Genomic DNA, 18,561 nt, shown 5'->3' on the forward strand with positions numbered 1-18,561 from the left:
CGTGCAGATGGGAGTGGCGCGCGTTAGCCGCAAGTCATACAAAGGATCTTGATGAAAACCCCGGAGCGCGCCAACGAGTTGGAAGAGGCAAGCAATCACGCTCGCCTCGACCGTGTCATAGACAGGCTCACTGCCAACAAGCGCAGTTGGGCCAGACTTCCGGTCGCGGACCGCATCGCCTTGCTCGAGCAGATACGCACCGGCGTCGTGAGCTCTGCGGAAGGATGGGCGACACTGGCGACCTTGCGCAAAGGCCTGGCGGTCGATTCGGCACTCGCCGGCGAGGAGTGGATATCGGGCCCTTGGGCACTGCTGACCGCGATTGACATCCTGTTGCGCACACTTCGACAGATGGAAGGCCATCGCTACCTCGATGGACTGAAGGTGCGCCGCACGGTCAACGGCCAGACTGCGGCGAAAGTCTTCCCGCTTACTCTGTCCGACAAGCTGTTGCTGAGCGGTGTGAGCGCCGAAGTGTGGATGGAGCCGGGAGTTTCCCCCGAGGCACTGAGACAATCGGCGGCCGGCACTTATGCGGCTGCGCGCTCCTCGCACGACGGGACGCTGGCCCTCGTGCTCGGAGCGGGCAACATCACGAGCATTGCACCGCTCGACGCGCTTTACAAGCTCTACGCGGAAAACAGCGTCGCCATCGTCAAGCTCAATCCGGTGACTGACTATCTCCAGCCGATACTCGAAGGGATATTCAAGCCGTTGATCGACGCAGGCTACTTCGCGATCGTTAGCGGGGGCGTGGACGTCGGAAGCTACCTGACGACGAACCGCCATGTCGACACGCTGCATATCACTGGAAGTGCCGCTTCACATGACGCCATCATCTTCGGTATCGGCGAGGAGGGAGCAGAACGCAAGGGGCGCAATGAGCCGCTCAATCGCCGGCCCATTACGAGTGAACTCGGTGCTGTGTGCCCGACCATCGTTGTTCCCGGACGTTGGACGAAGGCGGATCTGCGCTTCCAGGCCGAGCATGTTGCCACCCAAAAATTGCATAATTCCGGATTCAACTGCATCGCAAGCCAGATACTTGTCCTGCCGCGAGACTGGCCGCAAGCCGAAGCATTCCTGACAGAATTGCGCCGCGCTCTTGCGGGCGCGCCCTCGCGGCCGCTTTACTACCCCGGCGCTCAGGAGAGGCTCGCGGGATTTCTGGCGACGAATCCCGAGGCGCTGCAACTTGGAAATGACGCCGACGCACCCCGAATCCTCGCTTTTATCGATGCCGAAGCACACGGGGAACTGTCCACTTTTTCGACGGAGGTTTTTGGACCCGCACTTGGCGTGGTGTTCGTCGACGGGAGCAATGCCGCGAGCTTTCTACGGAATGCGATTGCTTTTGCAAATGACCGTCTGCACGGAACCCTGGGCGCGAACGTCATCATCGATCCGGCGACAGAAAAGGCGCTGGGCGGGAATTTCGAGCGTCTGTTGGCCGAACTGCGCTATGGCTGCATTGCCGTGAACACGTGGAGCGCGCTTGGATTCCTGCTTGCGCATACGCCGTGGGGAGCCTTCCCCGGCCATCCTTTGAACGATATTCAAAGCGGCAAAGGTTTCGTCCACAACGGCTTTCTGTTCGACCGTCCACAGCGTTCGATCGTCCGCGCACCCTTCAGGCCGTTCCCGCGCGGTCTTCTGCACGGAAGCTTCGCGATGCTGCCGCGACCTCCATGGTTCGTCACCAACCGCACTGCGGCCACCACGGCCCGCAGGATCGTGGCGTTCCAGGCGAAGCCTTCCTTGCCGAAGCTGTTGGGAATATTTCTTAGTGCGCTCGGCGGATAGACAACCGGTGATTCAGGTCACGGATACGTCGATCTGTCTCGCGTCGATTGCCCAAGGGTCGCCCCGGTGGATCGATCGCGCAACGGCGTCGCGACGATTGTTGCCGCCTGCTCGCCCGAAAGGCTGAAGCCGCCGATCCGCCGGTCGGTCATTTCTTGATCAACACCTTCAGGAGCTCGTCGATTACACGGCCCGCTTGATTCTTGGCCTTTGACTTCGGCAGTGGCCGTTGAAGACTGAGGCCTTGAGCGAGTGCCGTCATGCACGCGGCCAGGTCGATGGCGTCGATGGGGAGGCCGACTTCGGACGCAGAAAAATAGGCCCGAAGTATGCGGGCGATGGTCCGAGTCTGCCGGCTCTGAAGCTCATAGTAGTGAGTGGCGAACTCCGGACTCCGGCGAGCATGCAACTGAAGTTCCGCAACCAGCAACGGACAGTCGCTATCGGAGTGCATGGTGGCCAGCCACTGCGTCAGTGCCTTGTACAGATGTTCCGGCTCGAGCTTCACGATCTTTTCGAGTTCCGCTGTGTCGCGTTCCATATAGACGCGCAACAGTTCCAGGAACAACTCTTCCTTGGTCGCGAAATTCGAATAGATGGCTCCCTTCGACAGACCCGCTTCCGCGGCGATGGTGTCGACAGAGGCACCCCCGTAGCCGAGCCGGGCGACGACACTCTCGGCTGCCGCAAGCAGGCGCTCGCGGGTGAGCGCATTCTTCTCGACGCGGGATAGTCGAACTGGCCTCTTGTTTTCCATTTGCATTTTGAAGGCTGTGCGGTATTGGATTTTGGCGCGAAGGGTTGCAAGTCGCTCACATCATACAGAAAAGGAAAATGGAGCGCACCAGGACTGCGAAGCCTCGGGCAACTCGGCGGACATTAGCTGTGCCTCCCCTACCGCGAAGGCGTCGATGGCCACGGCGTCATGCCTGCCACACGTTCAATTGGAAATCAGGGTGATCTGCTTGCAGGTTGTCCCGTGCAAACTCTAGTTAAAATACTGATTGATATTTGAGAGTCGAGTAGTATCATTCGAAGCGAGTCGTTCGTTGTGCGTGGTCTGGCTTGCGCTCACGTCCGGCTGGACGATCTTTAAATTATTGAAATCTGGAGGAAGACTCATGGCTCGGCTGGAAGGCAAGGTGGCGATCATTACTGGAGCGGCGAGCGGTCAAGGCGCGGCAGAGGCTCGACTGTTCGTGGCGGAGGGGGCTCGCGTCGTGATTGCAGACATTCAGGAGGCCGGTGCGCAACTGGCCGCCGATTTGGGTGATGCGGCTCTGTTCGTCAAGCATGACGTAGCCGATCAAGACTCTTGGGAGCGCGTGGTTTCGCAGGTGCTTGGCCGTTTCGGACGGGTCGATATCCTGGTCAACAACGCTGCAATGTTCAAGCCGAAACCGTTGATCGAGACGGAGCCATCCGAGCTCGACGCGCACTATCGGGTCAATCACCTCGGCGTGTTTCTCGGCATGCGCGCGGTGATCGAGCCGATGAAGTCTGCCGGTGGAGGTTCCATTGTGAACATTGCGTCCGTTTCAGGCTTGCGCGCCATTCCGGGTCAGTTCGCATATGCGTCGACAAATTGGGCCGTTCGCGGCATGACGGGCAACGCCGCGGTCGAGCTGGCGAGCCTTGGCATACGGGTCAACACGGTTTGTCCGGGCCTGATCGATACGCCGATGCTCGCGGGCAACTCCCCGGAGACCAATGCGTTCTTCGCGAAGATGGTGCCGCTTGGACGCATGGCGAGACCGGAGGAAGTGGCTGAAGCCGTTGCCTTCCTGGCGTCCGATGGTGCCAGCTATATGACCGGTGCCGAGCTTGCGGTGGATGGCGGCGGAAGACTCTGACCGGTCCAGGCCGTACGCGGCTTGAGCGGCTCCCGCGGGTTGTCGCGGGAATCGATCACGGTAATGCGCCGATCCTAAGGCAAAGCAGGGCATTACCAACTTGAAAGCGAGAGCGTGATGGGAACAAGTCTGCAAGGCAAGGTCGCGGTCATTACTGGCGGAAGCTCCGGGATAGGCCTCGAGGCGGCCAAGTTGTTCGTCGAGGAAGGGGCATTCGTATTCATCACCGGTCGTCGCCAGTCCGAGCTTGATCGTGCGACATCCGAGATCGGCCGTAGTGTGCGGGCGGTCCAAGGCGACATCGCCAGTGCCGCCGACCGCCGGCGCCTCTATGAGATGGTCGAGGCCGAAGCGGGACACATCGATGTGCTGTTCGCCAATGCCGGCGTTGGTGATGTTGCGCCGATCGGCTTCATCACGGAGGCGCACTTCGACCATATCGTCGGGGTCAATCTGAAAGGGACGCTATTCACCGTTCAGGAGGCGCTGCCGCTCTTCCGGGAGGGCGGCTCGATTATCCTTACCGGTTCGATCGCCGGGGTAAAGGGCTTTGGCGAACTGGTCGTCTATAGCGCGACCAAGGCGGCACTGCGTTCGCTGGCGAGGACTTGCACGGCAGGGCTCAAGGATCGCAAGATTCGCGTGAATCTGCTCAGCCCGGGGACGACGGATACGCCGATCATTGCGCCCATGCCGGACGATATGAAGGCCGGATTTGCCAATCTCGCTCCGGCTGGCCGATTAGCCCATCCGGCCGAGATCGCGACCGTCGCACTTTTCCTTGCGTCGGACGCGTCCAGCTTCGTGACCGGTGTCGAGATCTTTGCGGACGGCGGCGCGGCGCAGGTATAGGCGTTGTGCTGTGCTGCGAGATCGCGGGTGCTGATGCCAAAGCCGTGCGCCAAACGATGCTCGACGGAACGGCGTGGGAAATACGCCTCCGTGCACGCGCTCAGCACGTGCTTGGCGCGCGCACCGGCCTCGGTTGGCGCGTCTTCGCGGCAGGCTCCGCCCGTCGTCTCGCGGGGCGGAGGGGCCATTGAGGTCTTGATTCCGCCATTTCGCAAGCAGCGGTGGCGGAGGAACCGCCCCTTGTCTTCGGATATATGCGTGCTGCCCAGACCATCACTTCTCCAAATATTTTGGCCACTCGATAAAAATTTCGGTCGGCAGAGTCGATCCGCTTCTCGATTCCATGGCGCTGCTTTCGGACAGGTAAAAAACTAGCCACTGTTCCTTAAGACATAGTCTTTTGCACGCACGTAGCCCTGAAGATCTCGCGTTCGGCTTGTTCGATAGAGCTTTAGGAAACTGATCATGTGCATTGACAAAATTGATCGAGTGAACAATACTGGATCTAACGGTCGTGCTATTCCTAATCGGCCAACGCAATCTCATCCGCCCGCAAGGGTGGCGGTTTGCAGAAGTGGTGAGGTGCAGCCGTCGAATGGTTCACGAAGCGGTTCGTATGAGCTGTGCCACGCCGGCTGTCCACGATGCGGTATCGGTGAATTTCCAGACATACGGCACAAAGAAATAGGATTACTAATAATCATCGCTTCAGGCGAAGCAGGAGACACGGCAAATGGTTTGCGCGGGACCGGAAGAGACGCTGGCTGGGCGACTGAAAGGAACGATTGTTCTCTCGGCAGTGGTGATGGCCGCACTCCCCACAGGGGCCTGGGCTTTTTCATTCAACATGCCATCGGACTGGCAGGTCAGTTGGGACAACACGCTGACCTACAATATTGGCGTGCGAGCCAACAACGTCGATCCGCTGATTGGCAACAATCCGAACAATGACGAATCCGACTACAAGTTCTCACACGCCGGAAACGTCGTCACCAACCGCGCGGCGTTGCTTTCTGAATTGAACGTGACCTACCAGGACCACGTCGGCTTCCGAATCTCCGGGTCGATATGGAAGGATTTCGCCTATGGGGGCGGGGACGTGTCGAACCCCGGAATCTACGCACCCGCAGGGGGCGGCTTGCCCCCGATCACGTACCACTCGATCAACTCATACCCAGGCGGTAAGTATTCCTCATATACGAGTCGATACTATGTCCAGGGCGAGCAGTTGCTCGATGCGTTCGCATTCTATAACTTCGATGTGGCGGGCAAAAGCGTATCGTTGAAAGTCGGACAGTTCACGGAATACTGGGGCAACGCCCTGTTCTTTCCGCTTGAGGGAATCTCGTACTCTCAGGGTGCGATCGATGCCATTGCCTTGGCCGCAAGTCCCGGTGCCGAGGTTCAACAGCTATTCCTGCCCCGCCCGCAAGTCAGTCTGACCGCGCATCTGACACCCGAGATTTCTCTGTCCGGCCAATACGCGTTCGTCTTCAATGCGAACCGCTTGCCAGAGGGGGGCACCTTCCTTGCGCCCGCGGACTTTCTCTTCAAGGGACCATCGAATTTCTTCGCGGGCGCCGTCCCCAGCGCTCTGCTGGGTTTGCCGCCCGGGGGGTTCGTCCCCGTCAATGTGCCCGCCGGGCCGAACAATACACCGCGGAACCTGGATAACAACTTCGGCCTGAAACTAGGCTGGACGCCGTCCTTCTTGAACGGCGGCATGGGTTTCTATTACCGGCGCTTCGACGAAGCGCAGCCCTGGGCACCCTTGCTGGATTTCGGCGCCGGCGGAATTCCCACCGATTACCATCTCTCGTACAACCGGGGTGTCCAACTGTTCGGATATTCTCTCGATACGACGATTGGTAATGTCGGCACCGGCTTCGAAGCGTCATTCCGCAAAAACACCGCACTGAACAGCTCCCCGAACCCGATGGTTCCTTCTGAACCGGAAGGCGCAAAGGGAAATACGCTGAATCTGATCGCCAATGCAATTTTCCCTTTGTCGAGATCGGCCCTCTGGAATACCGGCACGCTGACGGCCGAGTTGGCCTATACCCGGCTTTTGTCGGTTACCGCGAATCAGGCCCTGTACAACGGCGGGGGCTACGCGGGGTGCAGCACCGGCAGTAAATGGGATGGCTGTTCGACCCGCAATTACGTGGCGGCGTCGATCCTGTTCCAGCCCCAATGGCTGCAGGTTTTTCCGGGCGTCGATTTAAGCATGCCGATTTCAGACGTATTCGGTATCTACGGTAATAACTCGCAGGTCGGCACGGCACCGAACGGACAGGGGACCAACTCTTATTCGATCGGCTTGCAGGCCACGATCCGGCAGAAGACGACGGTGGCACTCGCCTACAACGGATACCACGCTCACGCCAATCGAATCTCGTATACGCCAAGCGGCTTGCCTTTCTATTCCAGTGGCAACGGACTGTACGGCAACAACGACCGTAATTGGGTTTCGCTCACACTGCAGAGTTCGTTTTAAGAAAACACGTTGGAGGAGAGATGATGAAGAAGGAATTTGGATTCGTGGCGGGCGTGATGGTCATCGCCTTGCATTCAGCGACTGCACTGGCGGCTGTCTCTGAAGAGGAGGCCAAGGCATTGGGCACATCGCTAACGGAGTTCGGTGCCGAGAAGCAGGCTAGTGCGGACGGCACGATCCCGGCGTACAACGGCGGACTGACTACCGCACCCGCCGACTTCGATCCGAAGAGCGGCTTGATTCCCGATCCGTTCAAGGACGAAAAGCCGCTTTACACCATTACGGGCAAGAACATGGCCCAGTACGCCGACCGGTTGTCGCCAGGCGTTCAAGCCTTGCTCAAGCGCTTTCCCACCTATCACGTGGACGTCTTTCCGACGCATAGAACGATGCACTACCCGCAATGGGTGCTCGACAACACGGTAAAGAATGCGACCACCGCCAAGCTGGTAGGCAAGGTCAAAGGGGATGGCGTGGAGGGAGCGTTCGGCGGCATTCCGTTCCCCATTCCCAAGGACGGCTATGAAGTGATGTTCAATAGCGCGCTTAATTTCCAGCGCACGCAGTACGAGAACCAGGCCAAGGCCTGGTTGGTCGACAGCGCGGGAAATCGAAGCGAACTTCCTGAAAACGATGCGAACGATTACAGACCGTACTACGATCGGGCGCTAGCGCAAGGAAAGGCGCCGCATAACGCGTACGACGTCTATCACGTTGTTCAGGTTTCGCCGCCGACTGGCGTAGGCACTGCAGTGCTCGTCTACACGCCTATCAATAATGCGACCGACGAACAGGTCACTTGGCTTTACATGCCGGGACAGCGCCGGACGCGAATGGCGCCTGACTACAAGTACGACACTCCGATTTCTCAATTCGGCGGCGTGATGTTCTGGGATGACCTGGGTCTTTATCATGGCCGCATGGATCGCTTCGACTTCAAAGTGATCGGCAAGAAGGAAATGATCGTTCCGTACAGCTCGTACAAGTATCTGTCGATGTCGCCGGACCAGCTATTTGGCAAGCAGCATCTGAATCCGGATGCGATCCGCTGGGAGACGCACCGTGTCTGGGTTGTCGAGGCGACGCTGAAGCAGGGTGAGCGACATGCTTATTCCAAGAGAACGTTGTACATCGACGAAGACACTTGGGCGATCGTGGAAGCGGATGCCTACGATCCCGAAGGGAAACTGTGGAAGGTTGGATTCATGTACACCTTCAACTATTACGATGGAGGCGGAGGAACGTTTAACGCGATCTATAACATCTACGATTTGCAGAAGGGCGATTATTTCGGTACGAATGCCGGCGGCCCCGCTAACGGCCGGCCCTTTATCAGGCCTTTCGATACGCATCAAAAGGAAAGTTTGTTTACCCCAGCAGGCATGTCCGGAACGGGTATGCACTGAAGAAGGCCGGAATGACGCCTAGGCTCCCGCCTCGGCGTCGCTTCAAGGATGGATCGGGATCGCATGCCGCATCCCGGATCCTGGTTCGGTTTCTGAATGGGGTCTACACATGATCATCGTCAAGAGGGTGCCGGACAATCGCGGTATGAAAAGGTGTCTGGCGGTTGCTTTGGCATTTGCCGCTGTGGTTGGCGGATTGAACGTTCAAGTGGCGCGCGGGCAGACAGCGGCGCAGGAGAGTGCGCCCAAAGGATCTTTCGCGGATCCGCTAGACGCGCCGGCGCTGATGCGTACGTCACCGGGTAGCCGGCCTTTAATGTCGGTTGTGGGCGCCGGCCGGCGACTCGTTGCGGTGGGTATGCGCGGTTTGATCGCCCTCTCCGACGATCGCGGCAAGACGTGGGCGCAGGCGTCCGCTCCGGTTCAAAGCGACTTGCTGGCGTTAAGTTTCCCGACGGCCTCGGAAGGTTGGGCGGTGGGACACGACGGCGTGGTATTGCACAGCGCGGATGGCGGCAAGACATGGAGCCGGCAACTTGACGGCCGCATCGCAGCCCATAGCCTGGCTGACATCTACCAGCAGGCGATTGCGGGCGGCGATCTATCGGTCAAGCCCTATCTCGATCAGTTGCAGCTCAACTACAAGGCGGGGCCGACCTTGCCTTTCCTGAGCGTGCTGTTTGAGAACGCGAGCAGGGGGTTCGTGGTCGGCTCGTTTGGAATGATCGCGGCGACGACCGATGGCGGAAGGACGTGGCAACCGTTTCTGGACCACATCGACGACCCGCAGTTCCTGCATCTGAATTCGATTCAGGATATCGGCGGCAACGTCTACATTGCGGCCGAAAAAGGGACCATCTTCAGATTCGACCGCCAGTCCGGACGATTCGTCCCGACGGTTACCGGCTACGCGGGAAGCTTCTTCGGCATCGTCGGCAACTCCAGGGTGCTGTTGGCCTTTGGCTTGCGCGGCACCGTATATCGAAGTTCAGACGCGGGGGCGACGTGGACGTCCGTCTCCACGCCCGTACACGCTGCGATTACAGGCGCGGCGTATCTCCAACAGCGCCGCGCTTTCGTGTTCGTTACAAGCGCCGGGGAGATCGCGGTCGCAGACGACGCGGGCGGCAATTTCCGCTCTCTGGAAGTCAGCAAGCCAACTGTTTTCACGGCGGTTCATGCCTTGGGCGATGGCGAAGCAGTGCTGTCCGGACTGGATGGTGCGCGCGTCATGACGCTGCGCTGACTGCATCCACTCACCTACCCGAGCAGGGCCATTGCTTCAGGATCTTGAGGGTTTTTTATGCAAAGCGATATCGAAAACGTTGAGGCGATGCCCGTGATCCGTTCGCGAAAGGATTTCGATCGTCGTTCGGGATCCCTCGTGGAACGGCTGATCTTCAATCACCGATGGATGATCTTGACCATCAGTGCCTTGTTGATCGCCTTTCTAGGCTTTGAGGCCTCGAAGCTCACTATAGGTGTGAGCTTCCAGGACATGATGCCGAAATCGAGCGAGTTCATTCAGAACTACCTTGAGAATGCCGATTCCCTGCGCAGTCTCGGTAACTCGGTGCGCATCGTGGTTGAAAACAAGAAGGGCAGCATTTATAGCCCTCAGTACCTTCGGACCCTGCGGGAAATCAATGATCGCGTATATGTGATTCGTGGCGTCGACCGCGCATTCGTCAAGTCGCTCTGGATGCCCGTCGTGCGCTGGACTGAAGTCACGGCCGACGGTTATCAGGGCGGCCCGGTCATGCCGGATGACTATGACGGCTCGGCTGCCAGCATCGACCGCCTTCGCGTCAATATCGCTCGCGCAGGCATAACCGGTTCCATTGTCGCCAATGACCAGCGCTCGAGCACGATATTTGTTCCCTTGCTGACGAAATACGGCGACAGCGGCGCGCCGATCAACGATCTCGCTGTACGGGACGCCTTGGAGAAGATCCGTACCGATTATTCGAATGACGGCATCTCCATTCATGTGATCGGCTTTGCGCAACTCACGGGCGACCTGATTCACGGTTTGCGGCAGGTCCTTATTTATTTCGGCGTCGCCGCGGCGATCGCGATGGGGATCGTTTTCCTGTACACGCGTTGTCCACGCAGTACGTTGCTGGTGAGTCTGTGCTCGCTGGCTGCCGTGTTGTGGCAGTTGGGCATCATGCGGATGCTGGGGGCCAAGCTCGATCCCTATTCGATACTGGTGCCGTTCCTGATCTTCGCGGTCGGTGTGTCGCACGGCGCGCAGAAGATGAACGGCGTCACACAGGATATCGGGCGGGGTACGGACCGCTATGTCGCAGCGCGCTATACGTTTCGCCGGTTGTTCGCGGCGGGCCTGACCGCACTGATGGCGGACGCGGTCGGTTTCGCGGTGCTGATGCTCATTGATATTCCCGTGATCCGCGGGCTCGCTCTCGCGGCTTGTATCGGCGTGGTGGTGCTCGTTTTCACGAACTTGATCTTGCTGCCGGTATTGCTGTCATACACGGGCGTGAGCCAGGCAGCGGCGGTACGCAGTCTGCGGGCCAGCACCCACCACCCGTTCGTGCGGCTGCTGGCACCGTTCTCACAACGTCGCATGGCCAGCATTGCCCTGTTTATCGCGACAGGACTGGCGGTCGGCGGCTTTGTCGTCAGCGAGCACCTGAAGATCGGCGATCTCGATCCAGGTGCGCCGGAGCTGCGTTCCGATTCGCGCTACAACCGCGACACAGCTTACGTCACCAGCCACTACGGACTGTCGACCGACCAGTTCGCCATTGTCGTCAAGACTCCGCAAATGGGGCTGACCCGCTTCCCGGCACTGTTGGAGATGGACAGGCTCGAGGAAGCGTTGCGCGACGTGCCCGGCGTGCAAACCACGACGTCGGCGAGCACGCTCGCGCGTCTTTACACTGCCTCGGGTTACGAGGGCGATCCGCGATGGATGACGATCAACCGCGACCCCGACATCATGAACGATGTGATCAACAACGTTTATGTCGCGAACCCGGAACTCGTCAATAACGATCGATCCGTGGCGCCCATCATTGCCTTTCTTTCCGACCACAAGGCCGAGACCCTTGAACGCGTCGTGACGACCGTGCAGAAGTTCCTGTCCACGCATTCCACGGGCGATACGCAATTCCTACTGGCGGCCGGCAGCGCGGGTATCGAGGCCGCGACCAACCTCGTGGTCCGGGACGCGAATCGACGCATGCTGTTCCTGGTCTATGGCGCAGTGACCTTGCTGTGCCTGGTGGCTTTCAGGAGTTGGCGTGCCGTCATCGTCGCGGTGGTTCCGCTGGTGATCACGTCGATCCTTTGCGAAGCCCTGATGGTGATGCTGGGTATCGGCGTGAAGGTCGCAACGCTACCGGTGACCGCGCTCGGCGTCGGTATCGGCGTGGACTACGCTCTGTATTTCCTGAGCGTCCAATTGGCGATGCAGCGGCGCGGCATGTCCCTGGAGGAGGCACATCTCGGAGCGCTGAACTTTACCGGCAAGGTGATTGCGCTGATTGGCGTCACATTGGCCGCGGCGGTGGTGACCTGGGCATGGTCGCCGATCAAGTTTCAGGCCGACATGGGGATCCTGCTTACCTTTATGTTCCTCTGGAACATGATCGGAGCACTGTTCCTGATTCCGGCGCTGTCGCATTTCCTGTTGAAAGACGTATCGCCAAAGGCGTCGCCAAAGAAAATTTCAGATACGTCTTCGACCAAGTCTTGCGTCGCGCATAATTGAGCGGGTAGAGAGGAGATCGTGACGCCTCCGATTGCCCGGGATCGGAGGCTTGCGGCTCAGTTGCAACAGGTATCCAGGGATGCAGGCTAGGGTCGGTTCACTGACGGCCCACGATAATGCGCGTTTTCTCACGCGCCCGTCTGGAGTTGCGTGGTAGGCAATTACCGTTGGATCAAGACACCCAGAAGCTCGTCGATGATTCGTCCTGCCTCGTCGGAGGTGCCCGGCTTCCCGACCGGATTTTGCAGGCTAATGCCATGAGCCAGCGCCGTCAGACAGCTTGCCAGGTCCAGCGCGTCGATCGGAATGGCCTTCGAGTGCGCCTTGAAGTAGGTTTCGAGAATCATGGCCAGCGTGCGGGTATGGCGCTCTTGCAGCGCGTAATACTTCCCGGCGAACTCGGGGCTTCGCCGCGCGTGAAGCTGAAGTTCCACCACCAGTTGCGGGCAGTGGGCGTCCGCATGCATCGTCTGGAGCCAGTTTGAAAGCGCGTCGAAGAGTTGCGCGGGTGCGAGGCTGACGATTTTCTCAAGCTCGGCCAGGTCGCGATCCATGTAGACGCGCAGCAGTTCGAGAAACAGCGCCTCCTTGGATGCGAAATTCGAGAAGACGGCCCCTTTGGAATAGCACGCCTCGGCCGCGATCAGCTCGATGGATGCGCCGCCGTAGCCCAGCCGCGCAAAGACGGTCTCGGCGCCTCTGAGAAGGCTCTCTCGGGTGGCCGCTTGTTGCTCGGCGCGAGATAGGCGGATAGGGCGTGCGGATCCGGTCTGGACCACGGAATACTCCTGCATTTCAAAGTGTGCTCGGTATTCTAGATGCTCCCCGCCGGTAATGCCACAGTTGCGTTCAGTGTCGTCCCGCCATGCACGACGCCTCGGCATCGCGCTGAGCGTCTTGAGTTCCCGAGGAATATCGTCCGCGCCGAGCGCGGATTATGGTCGACTACGCGTGGATCAGGGCCCGCAGCATTTCATCGATGAATCTGCCCGACTTGTCGGGCGAGTCAGGTTTACTGGCATGCTGCTGGAGGCCGTGGCAGAGCGACAGGGCTGTCATGCAGCCGGCCATGTCCAGCGCGTCGATCGCACGCTGCCTGCCGCACGCGTTGAAATAGGTTTGGAGGATCTTCCCCAGCGTTTGGGTAAAGCCTTCGCGCAGCGCGTTGTAGCGCGCGGCGAACTCGGGGCTTCGCCACGCGTGGAGCTGAAGCTCGACGAGCAGTTGCGTGAAGCCAACGTCCGCGTGCGTCGTTTTGAGCCAATCTGCCAGCGCGCCGACGATTCGAGCCGGCTCCAAGCTGGCGATCTTTTCCAGCTCCGCTGTCTCGCGCTCCATGCACAGGCGCAGCAGTTCGATGAACAAAGCCTCTTTGTTAAGAAAGCTCGCGTAGACGGCGCCTCGGGAATAGCCGGCTTCGGCTGCGATCAACTCGATGGATGCGCCCCCATAGCCCACTCGCACGAAGACCGACTTCGCAGCGTCGAGAAGGCGTTGGCGCGTGAGCGCATGTCGTTCGGCTCGAGTAAGGCGGACGAGTCGCGCGGACTCCTGCTGCCCCATTGTTTCCTCCCAAGTAAGGACCAGGATCGATATTTAACTTGTTCCCGAAGAGCGGGGGCGGCCGACTGACTCGCGCGGGCGCAGGCATCTTGCGCTCTGGTCCCGTGCGGGATCTTGATCGATCGCAGGGTGGCTTGCCCCGTCGCTAGTACGTCTTCTCGTCCAGACAAAAACAATATCTGGTCTCTGATTTGGGAAACGAAACCATCCTGATTGTAGAATACCATATGGTATTTGAAAAATAAAGACTGGGCTCGGTGTGACGAGTGGCCTGCGCGCCGCGATCACAGAATGGGAAAAGCTGCGCTAGGCGAGCGACGCGGGAGGCGATCTCGCCGCGGCTGCTCGCAACTCCCTGCAGGAAGTAGAGGCACATGTAGCTGAGGCGCTTGCCTCCCTCACGATTTAATCTACGCGAGTGCCTTCATGGATCTGCTCCGTCCGTTGGTGAATGTTCTTGGCTAACAAGTCATTCTATCGACACACGACAACTCGAAGGCGGAGTTCTTGAGTCGCAAATGCCGGAGTACTAACGTCCGGCACAGAGTACACGAGCTTGTTCCGCGTGGGGCGGATGGTCTTGTGGACATGTACGACCGACTGTCTAACATGAGGCTCGGGCAGAGTGGCTGATTCGTGATTGGCCAACCGCCTTGGCGGGCAAAAGGTCTGGGGTTGTGGTGAGGTGCATTCACGAAGTAGCGCGCCTCGCCCGCGCAAAGCGCCCACCTTGCCAATCATCTTCGTAGGCGGTTACGCTGACATGCCCGCGCTCGATCGGATCGGAAATGCCACTATTCTGCGCAAGCCGATTGGCCCTGACGCGCTATTTGGTGCGGTCCATGATCCGCCACAAGCCCACAAGTCGCTTGACCGCTAATTCCGTAGAGCCGGCACCGCTTGTTTCATCGCTCGACGCAGGTGACTCACATCGTGAACCCATGGAGAGGTCTTTTTGCCGAAGTTCGCGAAGGGGCAACTGTTCGACGCGGCTGCGGTTTGAAGGGCCGGTATGGCGGGTTGAACGGCCATACCCGCCCCCAAGCGATGAACGACTGCAAAGGCCGACAACGCGTCTGTGGAAAAGCCGATCTGCCTTTCGACCACGTGGACGGTCGAGGTCAACGCCGTGCATCGGCGTTATTCAGGTGAAAGTGATTGCACTTAGTTTTATAGACGGCGACGCGTGCTTCATGCGCTGTGGTTTGCCGCGCAGCTTGAGCAAAACCACTGCGAGAATCGGGCGTATCCAGAGCGTCCTTGACCCAATCCCTGACCGGTGCTCCAATCGTTCCATTCGCAACAAACAGATGTCGCCCACTGAGTCGCGAGGCTGGATGCTAAAGGCCGGTGGTGGTCTAACGGGCCGGTCAGCTAATAGGTATGGGAATGCCAATCGGTTTACCAGTTTGGGTGAAGACCGTGGCTGGTTGGGCTTGGCCAAAGTTAAAGCAATGGGGCGTCGACCGGTTCATCCGGGCGGGCGTGAGTCGGACGGCAATGGATGGTGAGGATTTCGCCAACGAGGGCAGTCTCCCGTATCTTGTCAAGCTGGAGTTGGAGGGGCTCGCCTCAGACATACTCGCATTGCCGCAAATCCGGTCCGAGCCGTTTCGTACCTGGTTGCGTTTGCCTTCTAATCTCGACCTGTTTGTCTCAGTTCTTGTCGCGAAAGCCGGTAACAGGAACGATGTGGCGGGAAACGCCCAGGATGGCAGCGAGTCAGAAACGAGATCCCGCCATGGAATATATCGAAAGCCTGCGCGTTTTCCGCTCGGTGGTCGAATCGAAAAGCTTCACCCGGGCCGCTGAGATTCATGGACTGTCGCGGCCAGCAGTGTCGCGGGCGATAGCGGCGCTGGAAGAGCGGGTGGGCTGCCGTCTGTTGAACCGGACCACGCGGCAGATCTCGCTCACGGAAGCGGCCGAGCGATTCTATGAAGGCTGCGTGCGCATTCTCGATGATCTTGATGCGCTCGAGGCGGACGTGGCGAGTCAGACCCGCGAACCGGGCGGTGTGCTGCGGCTCGTCGCCCACACGACGGCGGCGATCAACCGCCTGGTGCCCCTGATCGCCAGGTTCAAGCGCGACCATCCGAAAGTCGCGCTTGACGTGACCCTGACCGAACGGCCCGTCGATCTCGTGGCCGACGGGTTCGACATCGGCATCATCGTTCCGTACATGGTGACGAGCGAAACGACCGTGGTGCGTCTGCTCGAACGCGTTCCCGTTGTCATCGTCGCGACGCCGGGATATCTGCAGGCGTCGTCGACACCGCTAGACCCGTCGCAACTGGCCGATCATCTGTTCGTGCCGATGTCGCCATCGATTCGCCGGCCCGGCATCAGCTTCAGGAATGGCGCGGACGAGCTGAGCGTTCCGCTTCGTTTCGAAGTTTCGTCGAACAGTCCCATCTTCAACCGCGAGATGGTATTGCAGGGTTTCGGAATCGGCGTCGTGCCGAAGGATCTCGTGGACAACGACCTGGCCTCGGGAAAGCTGGTGCGCCTGCTCGCCGATTTCGAGCTCGTCGACGACAGCATCGAAATCTGGCTCGCCTACAGCAACCGGATATTGCTGCCCGCCAAGGTGCGCGCGTTCATCGACCATGCGGCCGTCTTTTTCGCGCAGTCACCGACCTCTCGCTGAGAAGAACGGTTCCCCGGCCAATTGGTGCGCGAAACGACAACAAACTGATGACGCCGCCCGCATCGCTTCGCGCCGGACGTCGCATTAATATGTGCATATGCACTCCGATGATCTTCGCAACGACGACTGCTTCGCCCTGCGTCAGGCCGCTCGACACATCTCGAAGCTTTACGAACGGCATCTGTCCGAGGCCGGCATCACGCCCACGCAATTCAGCATTCTGAGGACGCTGAGCCGGCGCCCGGGCCTGACGATGGCCGATCTGTCCCGGACGCTGGTGATGGACAGAACGACGCTCGTGCGCGCGCTCAAGCCTCTACTGCGGCGCGGCTTCGTGGCCGCGCCCGTGGAAGGGCAGAACAAACGGCTGCGCGTCGTGCTGACCGAACAAGGATCGACGAGGCTCGACCAGGCCGCCGCTCATTGGGCAGCCGCGCAGGCCAGCTTCGAACACAGTTTTGGACGGCAAGAGGCGGCACGTCTTCGCGGCGAGCTGTTTCGCATGACGACCGACCCGTTCGAAAGGTAATCACAAGCAACGCACTCATGCATCGAGCGAATTGATGCACGACCGCATGGACATCATTGTGTGCATATGCACTTTGCCGTTGGAAAGTCTCATTACTCAGACGTGCCAAAAAGGAAATGGAAACCATGATCAATCACTCCCGCCCCGGATCGCGCGTGAGCGTATGGGTGGCCTCGATTGCCGCGGCAGCGGTGGCGATCGGCCTCGCCGGATGCGTCAACTACGCCGGCATCGGCAGCGACCAGCAGATCGCGCCTCCCGCGCAGTTCGAGACGAAAGAGAGTCTGCCGGCCGAAGGCGGACAGTGGCCCGCGATGGACTGGGCCACGCAGTTCGGCGACCCGCAACTCCCCGCGCTGATCGACGAGGCGTTGAAGGGCAATCCGACCATCGAGCAGGCGCGCGCCCGCATCGAGAAGGCCTCGTCGTATGTCGGCAGCTCGAAATCGGCGCTCTATCCGAATGTTACGGGCAGCTACGCCTGGACGCGTCAGCGTTACACGGAGAACGGCATCGTTCCGCCGCCCTTCGCCGGCACCTGGCAGAGCGAGAACACCGTGCTCGCCAGCGCGTCGTGGGACCTCGACCTGTGGGGCAAGAACCGGGAGCGGCTGCGTCAGGCCGTCTCGCAGGAGAAGGTGGCCGACGCCGAGGCCGAACAGGTGCGCATCTCGCTGGCCGCATCGGTTGCGAGCGCCTACAACCGTCTCGCGCAGCTCTATGCGTTGCGCGATATCCAGGCTCGCGAGGTGAAGAATCGCGAGGACATCGGGCACATCACGGATGGGCGCGTGAGCGCGGGACTCGACACCAACGTCGAACGGCAGACCGCCTACGGCGAAACCGCGACGAGCCGCTCCAGCGTCAGCGACCTCGACGGGCAAATCACGACCGTGCGCTATCAACTGGGTGCGCTGCTCGGCGGCGGCCCGGATCGCGGCCTCTCGATCGCCAAGCCGTCGCTCGGCGAAGGCGCCAGCGTCGCGCTTCCCGACAACCTGCCCGCCGACCTGTTGTCGCGTCGCCCGGACATCGTCGCGGCCTACTGGCAGGTGGATGCCGCCACCCACGACGTGAAGGAAGCGAAGGCCGAGTTCTTCCCGGACGTCAATCTGTCGGCGGCGGCGGGACTGGACGCGTTCGGCTGGGGACGGTTCCTCACCGCCGGCAGCCGTCAGCTTCAACTGGCCCCCGCGATCCATCTTCCGATCTTCGATGCCGGCGCGCTGCGCGCCCAGTTGAAGGGCCGCTATGCGGATTTCGATTACGACGTCGCAACGTACAACCAGACGTTGATCAACGCCTTGTCCGACGTCGCCACGCAAGTCTCGCAGATCCATTCGGCCGACCGACAACTCGTCGACGCACAGCAGGCGCTGGATGCGCAGACGAAGGCCTATCAACTGGCCCTGGTTCGCTACAAGTCCGGTCTGAACCAGCAACTGCAGGTGCTGAACGCGGACGACAACCGGCTCGCGGCCGAAACGGCCGTCGTCAATCTCGAGATGGACCGTCGCAACACGCAGATCGGCCTGATCAAGGCGCTGGGCGGCGGCTTCGAAGCGTCCCGCGCCGGCCTTGCGACGAACGCGCAGACGCCGATTCCCGCGCCATCCGACGGCACTGCACCACACGCTGAATGACCCATCTGCCGTCACGCGTCGACGCA

At 60.0% G+C, this 18,561-nt stretch carries 13 protein-coding genes; 10 read left to right on the plus strand and 3 right to left on the minus strand.

Annotated features, from left to right (window positions below):
- Window positions 1-51 precede the first annotated feature (51 nt).
- A complete protein-coding gene (locus AWB68_RS04175) occupies window positions 52-1,803 on the plus strand; it encodes an aldehyde dehydrogenase family protein (RefSeq protein WP_087643096.1) in 1,752 nt (583 codons plus the stop codon).
- A 148-nt stretch (window positions 1,804-1,951) separates the two neighbouring features.
- Here the strand turns inward: AWB68_RS04175 and AWB68_RS04180 are convergent, their stop codons facing one another.
- Window positions 1,952-2,560 carry a TetR/AcrR family transcriptional regulator gene (locus tag AWB68_RS04180; RefSeq protein WP_160109960.1) on the minus strand — a complete coding sequence of 203 codons (609 nt, stop codon included), beginning with the start codon at window positions 2,558-2,560 and terminating at the stop codon, window positions 1,952-1,954.
- Window positions 2,561-2,924: 364 nt separating this feature from the next.
- Between AWB68_RS04180 and AWB68_RS04185 the strand changes: the two genes are divergently transcribed.
- From AWB68_RS04185 to AWB68_RS04210, 6 genes are all read left to right on the plus strand, one after another.
- The gene (locus AWB68_RS04185; RefSeq protein ID WP_087643098.1) at window positions 2,925-3,656 is read left to right on the plus strand and encodes an SDR family NAD(P)-dependent oxidoreductase; all 732 of its coding nucleotides are present in this window, start codon (window positions 2,925-2,927) and stop codon (window positions 3,654-3,656) included.
- Window positions 3,657-3,773: 117 nt separating this feature from the next.
- A complete protein-coding gene (locus AWB68_RS04190; RefSeq protein ID WP_087643099.1) occupies window positions 3,774-4,508 on the plus strand; it encodes an SDR family NAD(P)-dependent oxidoreductase in 735 nt (244 codons plus the stop codon).
- Between the two features lie 733 nt (window positions 4,509-5,241).
- Window positions 5,242-7,005 (plus strand): DUF1302 domain-containing protein, encoded by a 1,764-nt coding sequence (locus AWB68_RS04195; protein ID WP_087643100.1) that lies wholly within the window; start codon window positions 5,242-5,244, stop codon window positions 7,003-7,005.
- A gap of 23 nt (window positions 7,006-7,028) precedes the next feature.
- Window positions 7,029-8,411: a DUF1329 domain-containing protein gene (locus AWB68_RS04200; protein ID WP_160109961.1), complete on the plus strand. Its 1,383-nt coding sequence runs from the start codon at window positions 7,029-7,031 to the stop codon at window positions 8,409-8,411.
- 109 nt (window positions 8,412-8,520) lie between these two features.
- Entirely contained in the window at window positions 8,521-9,657 is a 1,137-nt protein-coding gene (locus AWB68_RS04205) for a YCF48-related protein (protein WP_087643102.1), read from the plus strand.
- A 57-nt stretch (window positions 9,658-9,714) separates the two neighbouring features.
- Window positions 9,715-12,150, plus strand: coding sequence for an efflux RND transporter permease subunit (locus AWB68_RS04210; protein WP_087643103.1), 2,436 nt, complete (start codon window positions 9,715-9,717; stop codon window positions 12,148-12,150).
- Window positions 12,151-12,311: 161 nt separating this feature from the next.
- On the opposite strand, the gene AWB68_RS04215 is transcribed toward AWB68_RS04210, so the two are convergent.
- Both AWB68_RS04215 and AWB68_RS04220 read right to left on the minus strand, forming a co-directional pair.
- Window positions 12,312-12,929 (minus strand): TetR/AcrR family transcriptional regulator, encoded by a 618-nt coding sequence (locus AWB68_RS04215; protein WP_160109962.1) that lies wholly within the window; start codon window positions 12,927-12,929, stop codon window positions 12,312-12,314.
- Window positions 12,930-13,095: 166 nt separating this feature from the next.
- Window positions 13,096-13,713, minus strand: coding sequence for a TetR/AcrR family transcriptional regulator (locus AWB68_RS04220; protein WP_087643105.1), 618 nt, complete (start codon window positions 13,711-13,713; stop codon window positions 13,096-13,098).
- A gap of 1,741 nt (window positions 13,714-15,454) precedes the next feature.
- On the opposite strand from AWB68_RS04220, the gene AWB68_RS04225 reads away from it, so the two are divergent.
- From AWB68_RS04225 to AWB68_RS04235, 3 genes are all read left to right on the plus strand, one after another.
- The gene (locus tag AWB68_RS04225) at window positions 15,455-16,363 is read left to right on the plus strand and encodes a LysR family transcriptional regulator (RefSeq protein WP_087643106.1); all 909 of its coding nucleotides are present in this window, start codon (window positions 15,455-15,457) and stop codon (window positions 16,361-16,363) included.
- Window positions 16,364-16,460: 97 nt separating this feature from the next.
- Window positions 16,461-16,892 carry a MarR family winged helix-turn-helix transcriptional regulator gene (locus tag AWB68_RS04230; RefSeq protein ID WP_087643107.1) on the plus strand — a complete coding sequence of 144 codons (432 nt, stop codon included), beginning with the start codon at window positions 16,461-16,463 and terminating at the stop codon, window positions 16,890-16,892.
- A 116-nt stretch (window positions 16,893-17,008) separates the two neighbouring features.
- On the plus strand, window positions 17,009-18,535 hold the full coding sequence (locus AWB68_RS04235) for an efflux transporter outer membrane subunit (protein WP_374729550.1): 1,527 nt from the start codon (window positions 17,009-17,011) through the stop codon (window positions 18,533-18,535).
- The last annotated feature ends 26 nt before the right edge of the window (window positions 18,536-18,561 follow it).

It is taken from the genome of Caballeronia choica (assembly GCF_001544535.1).
GTDB lineage: Bacteria > Pseudomonadota > Gammaproteobacteria > Burkholderiales > Burkholderiaceae > Caballeronia > Caballeronia choica.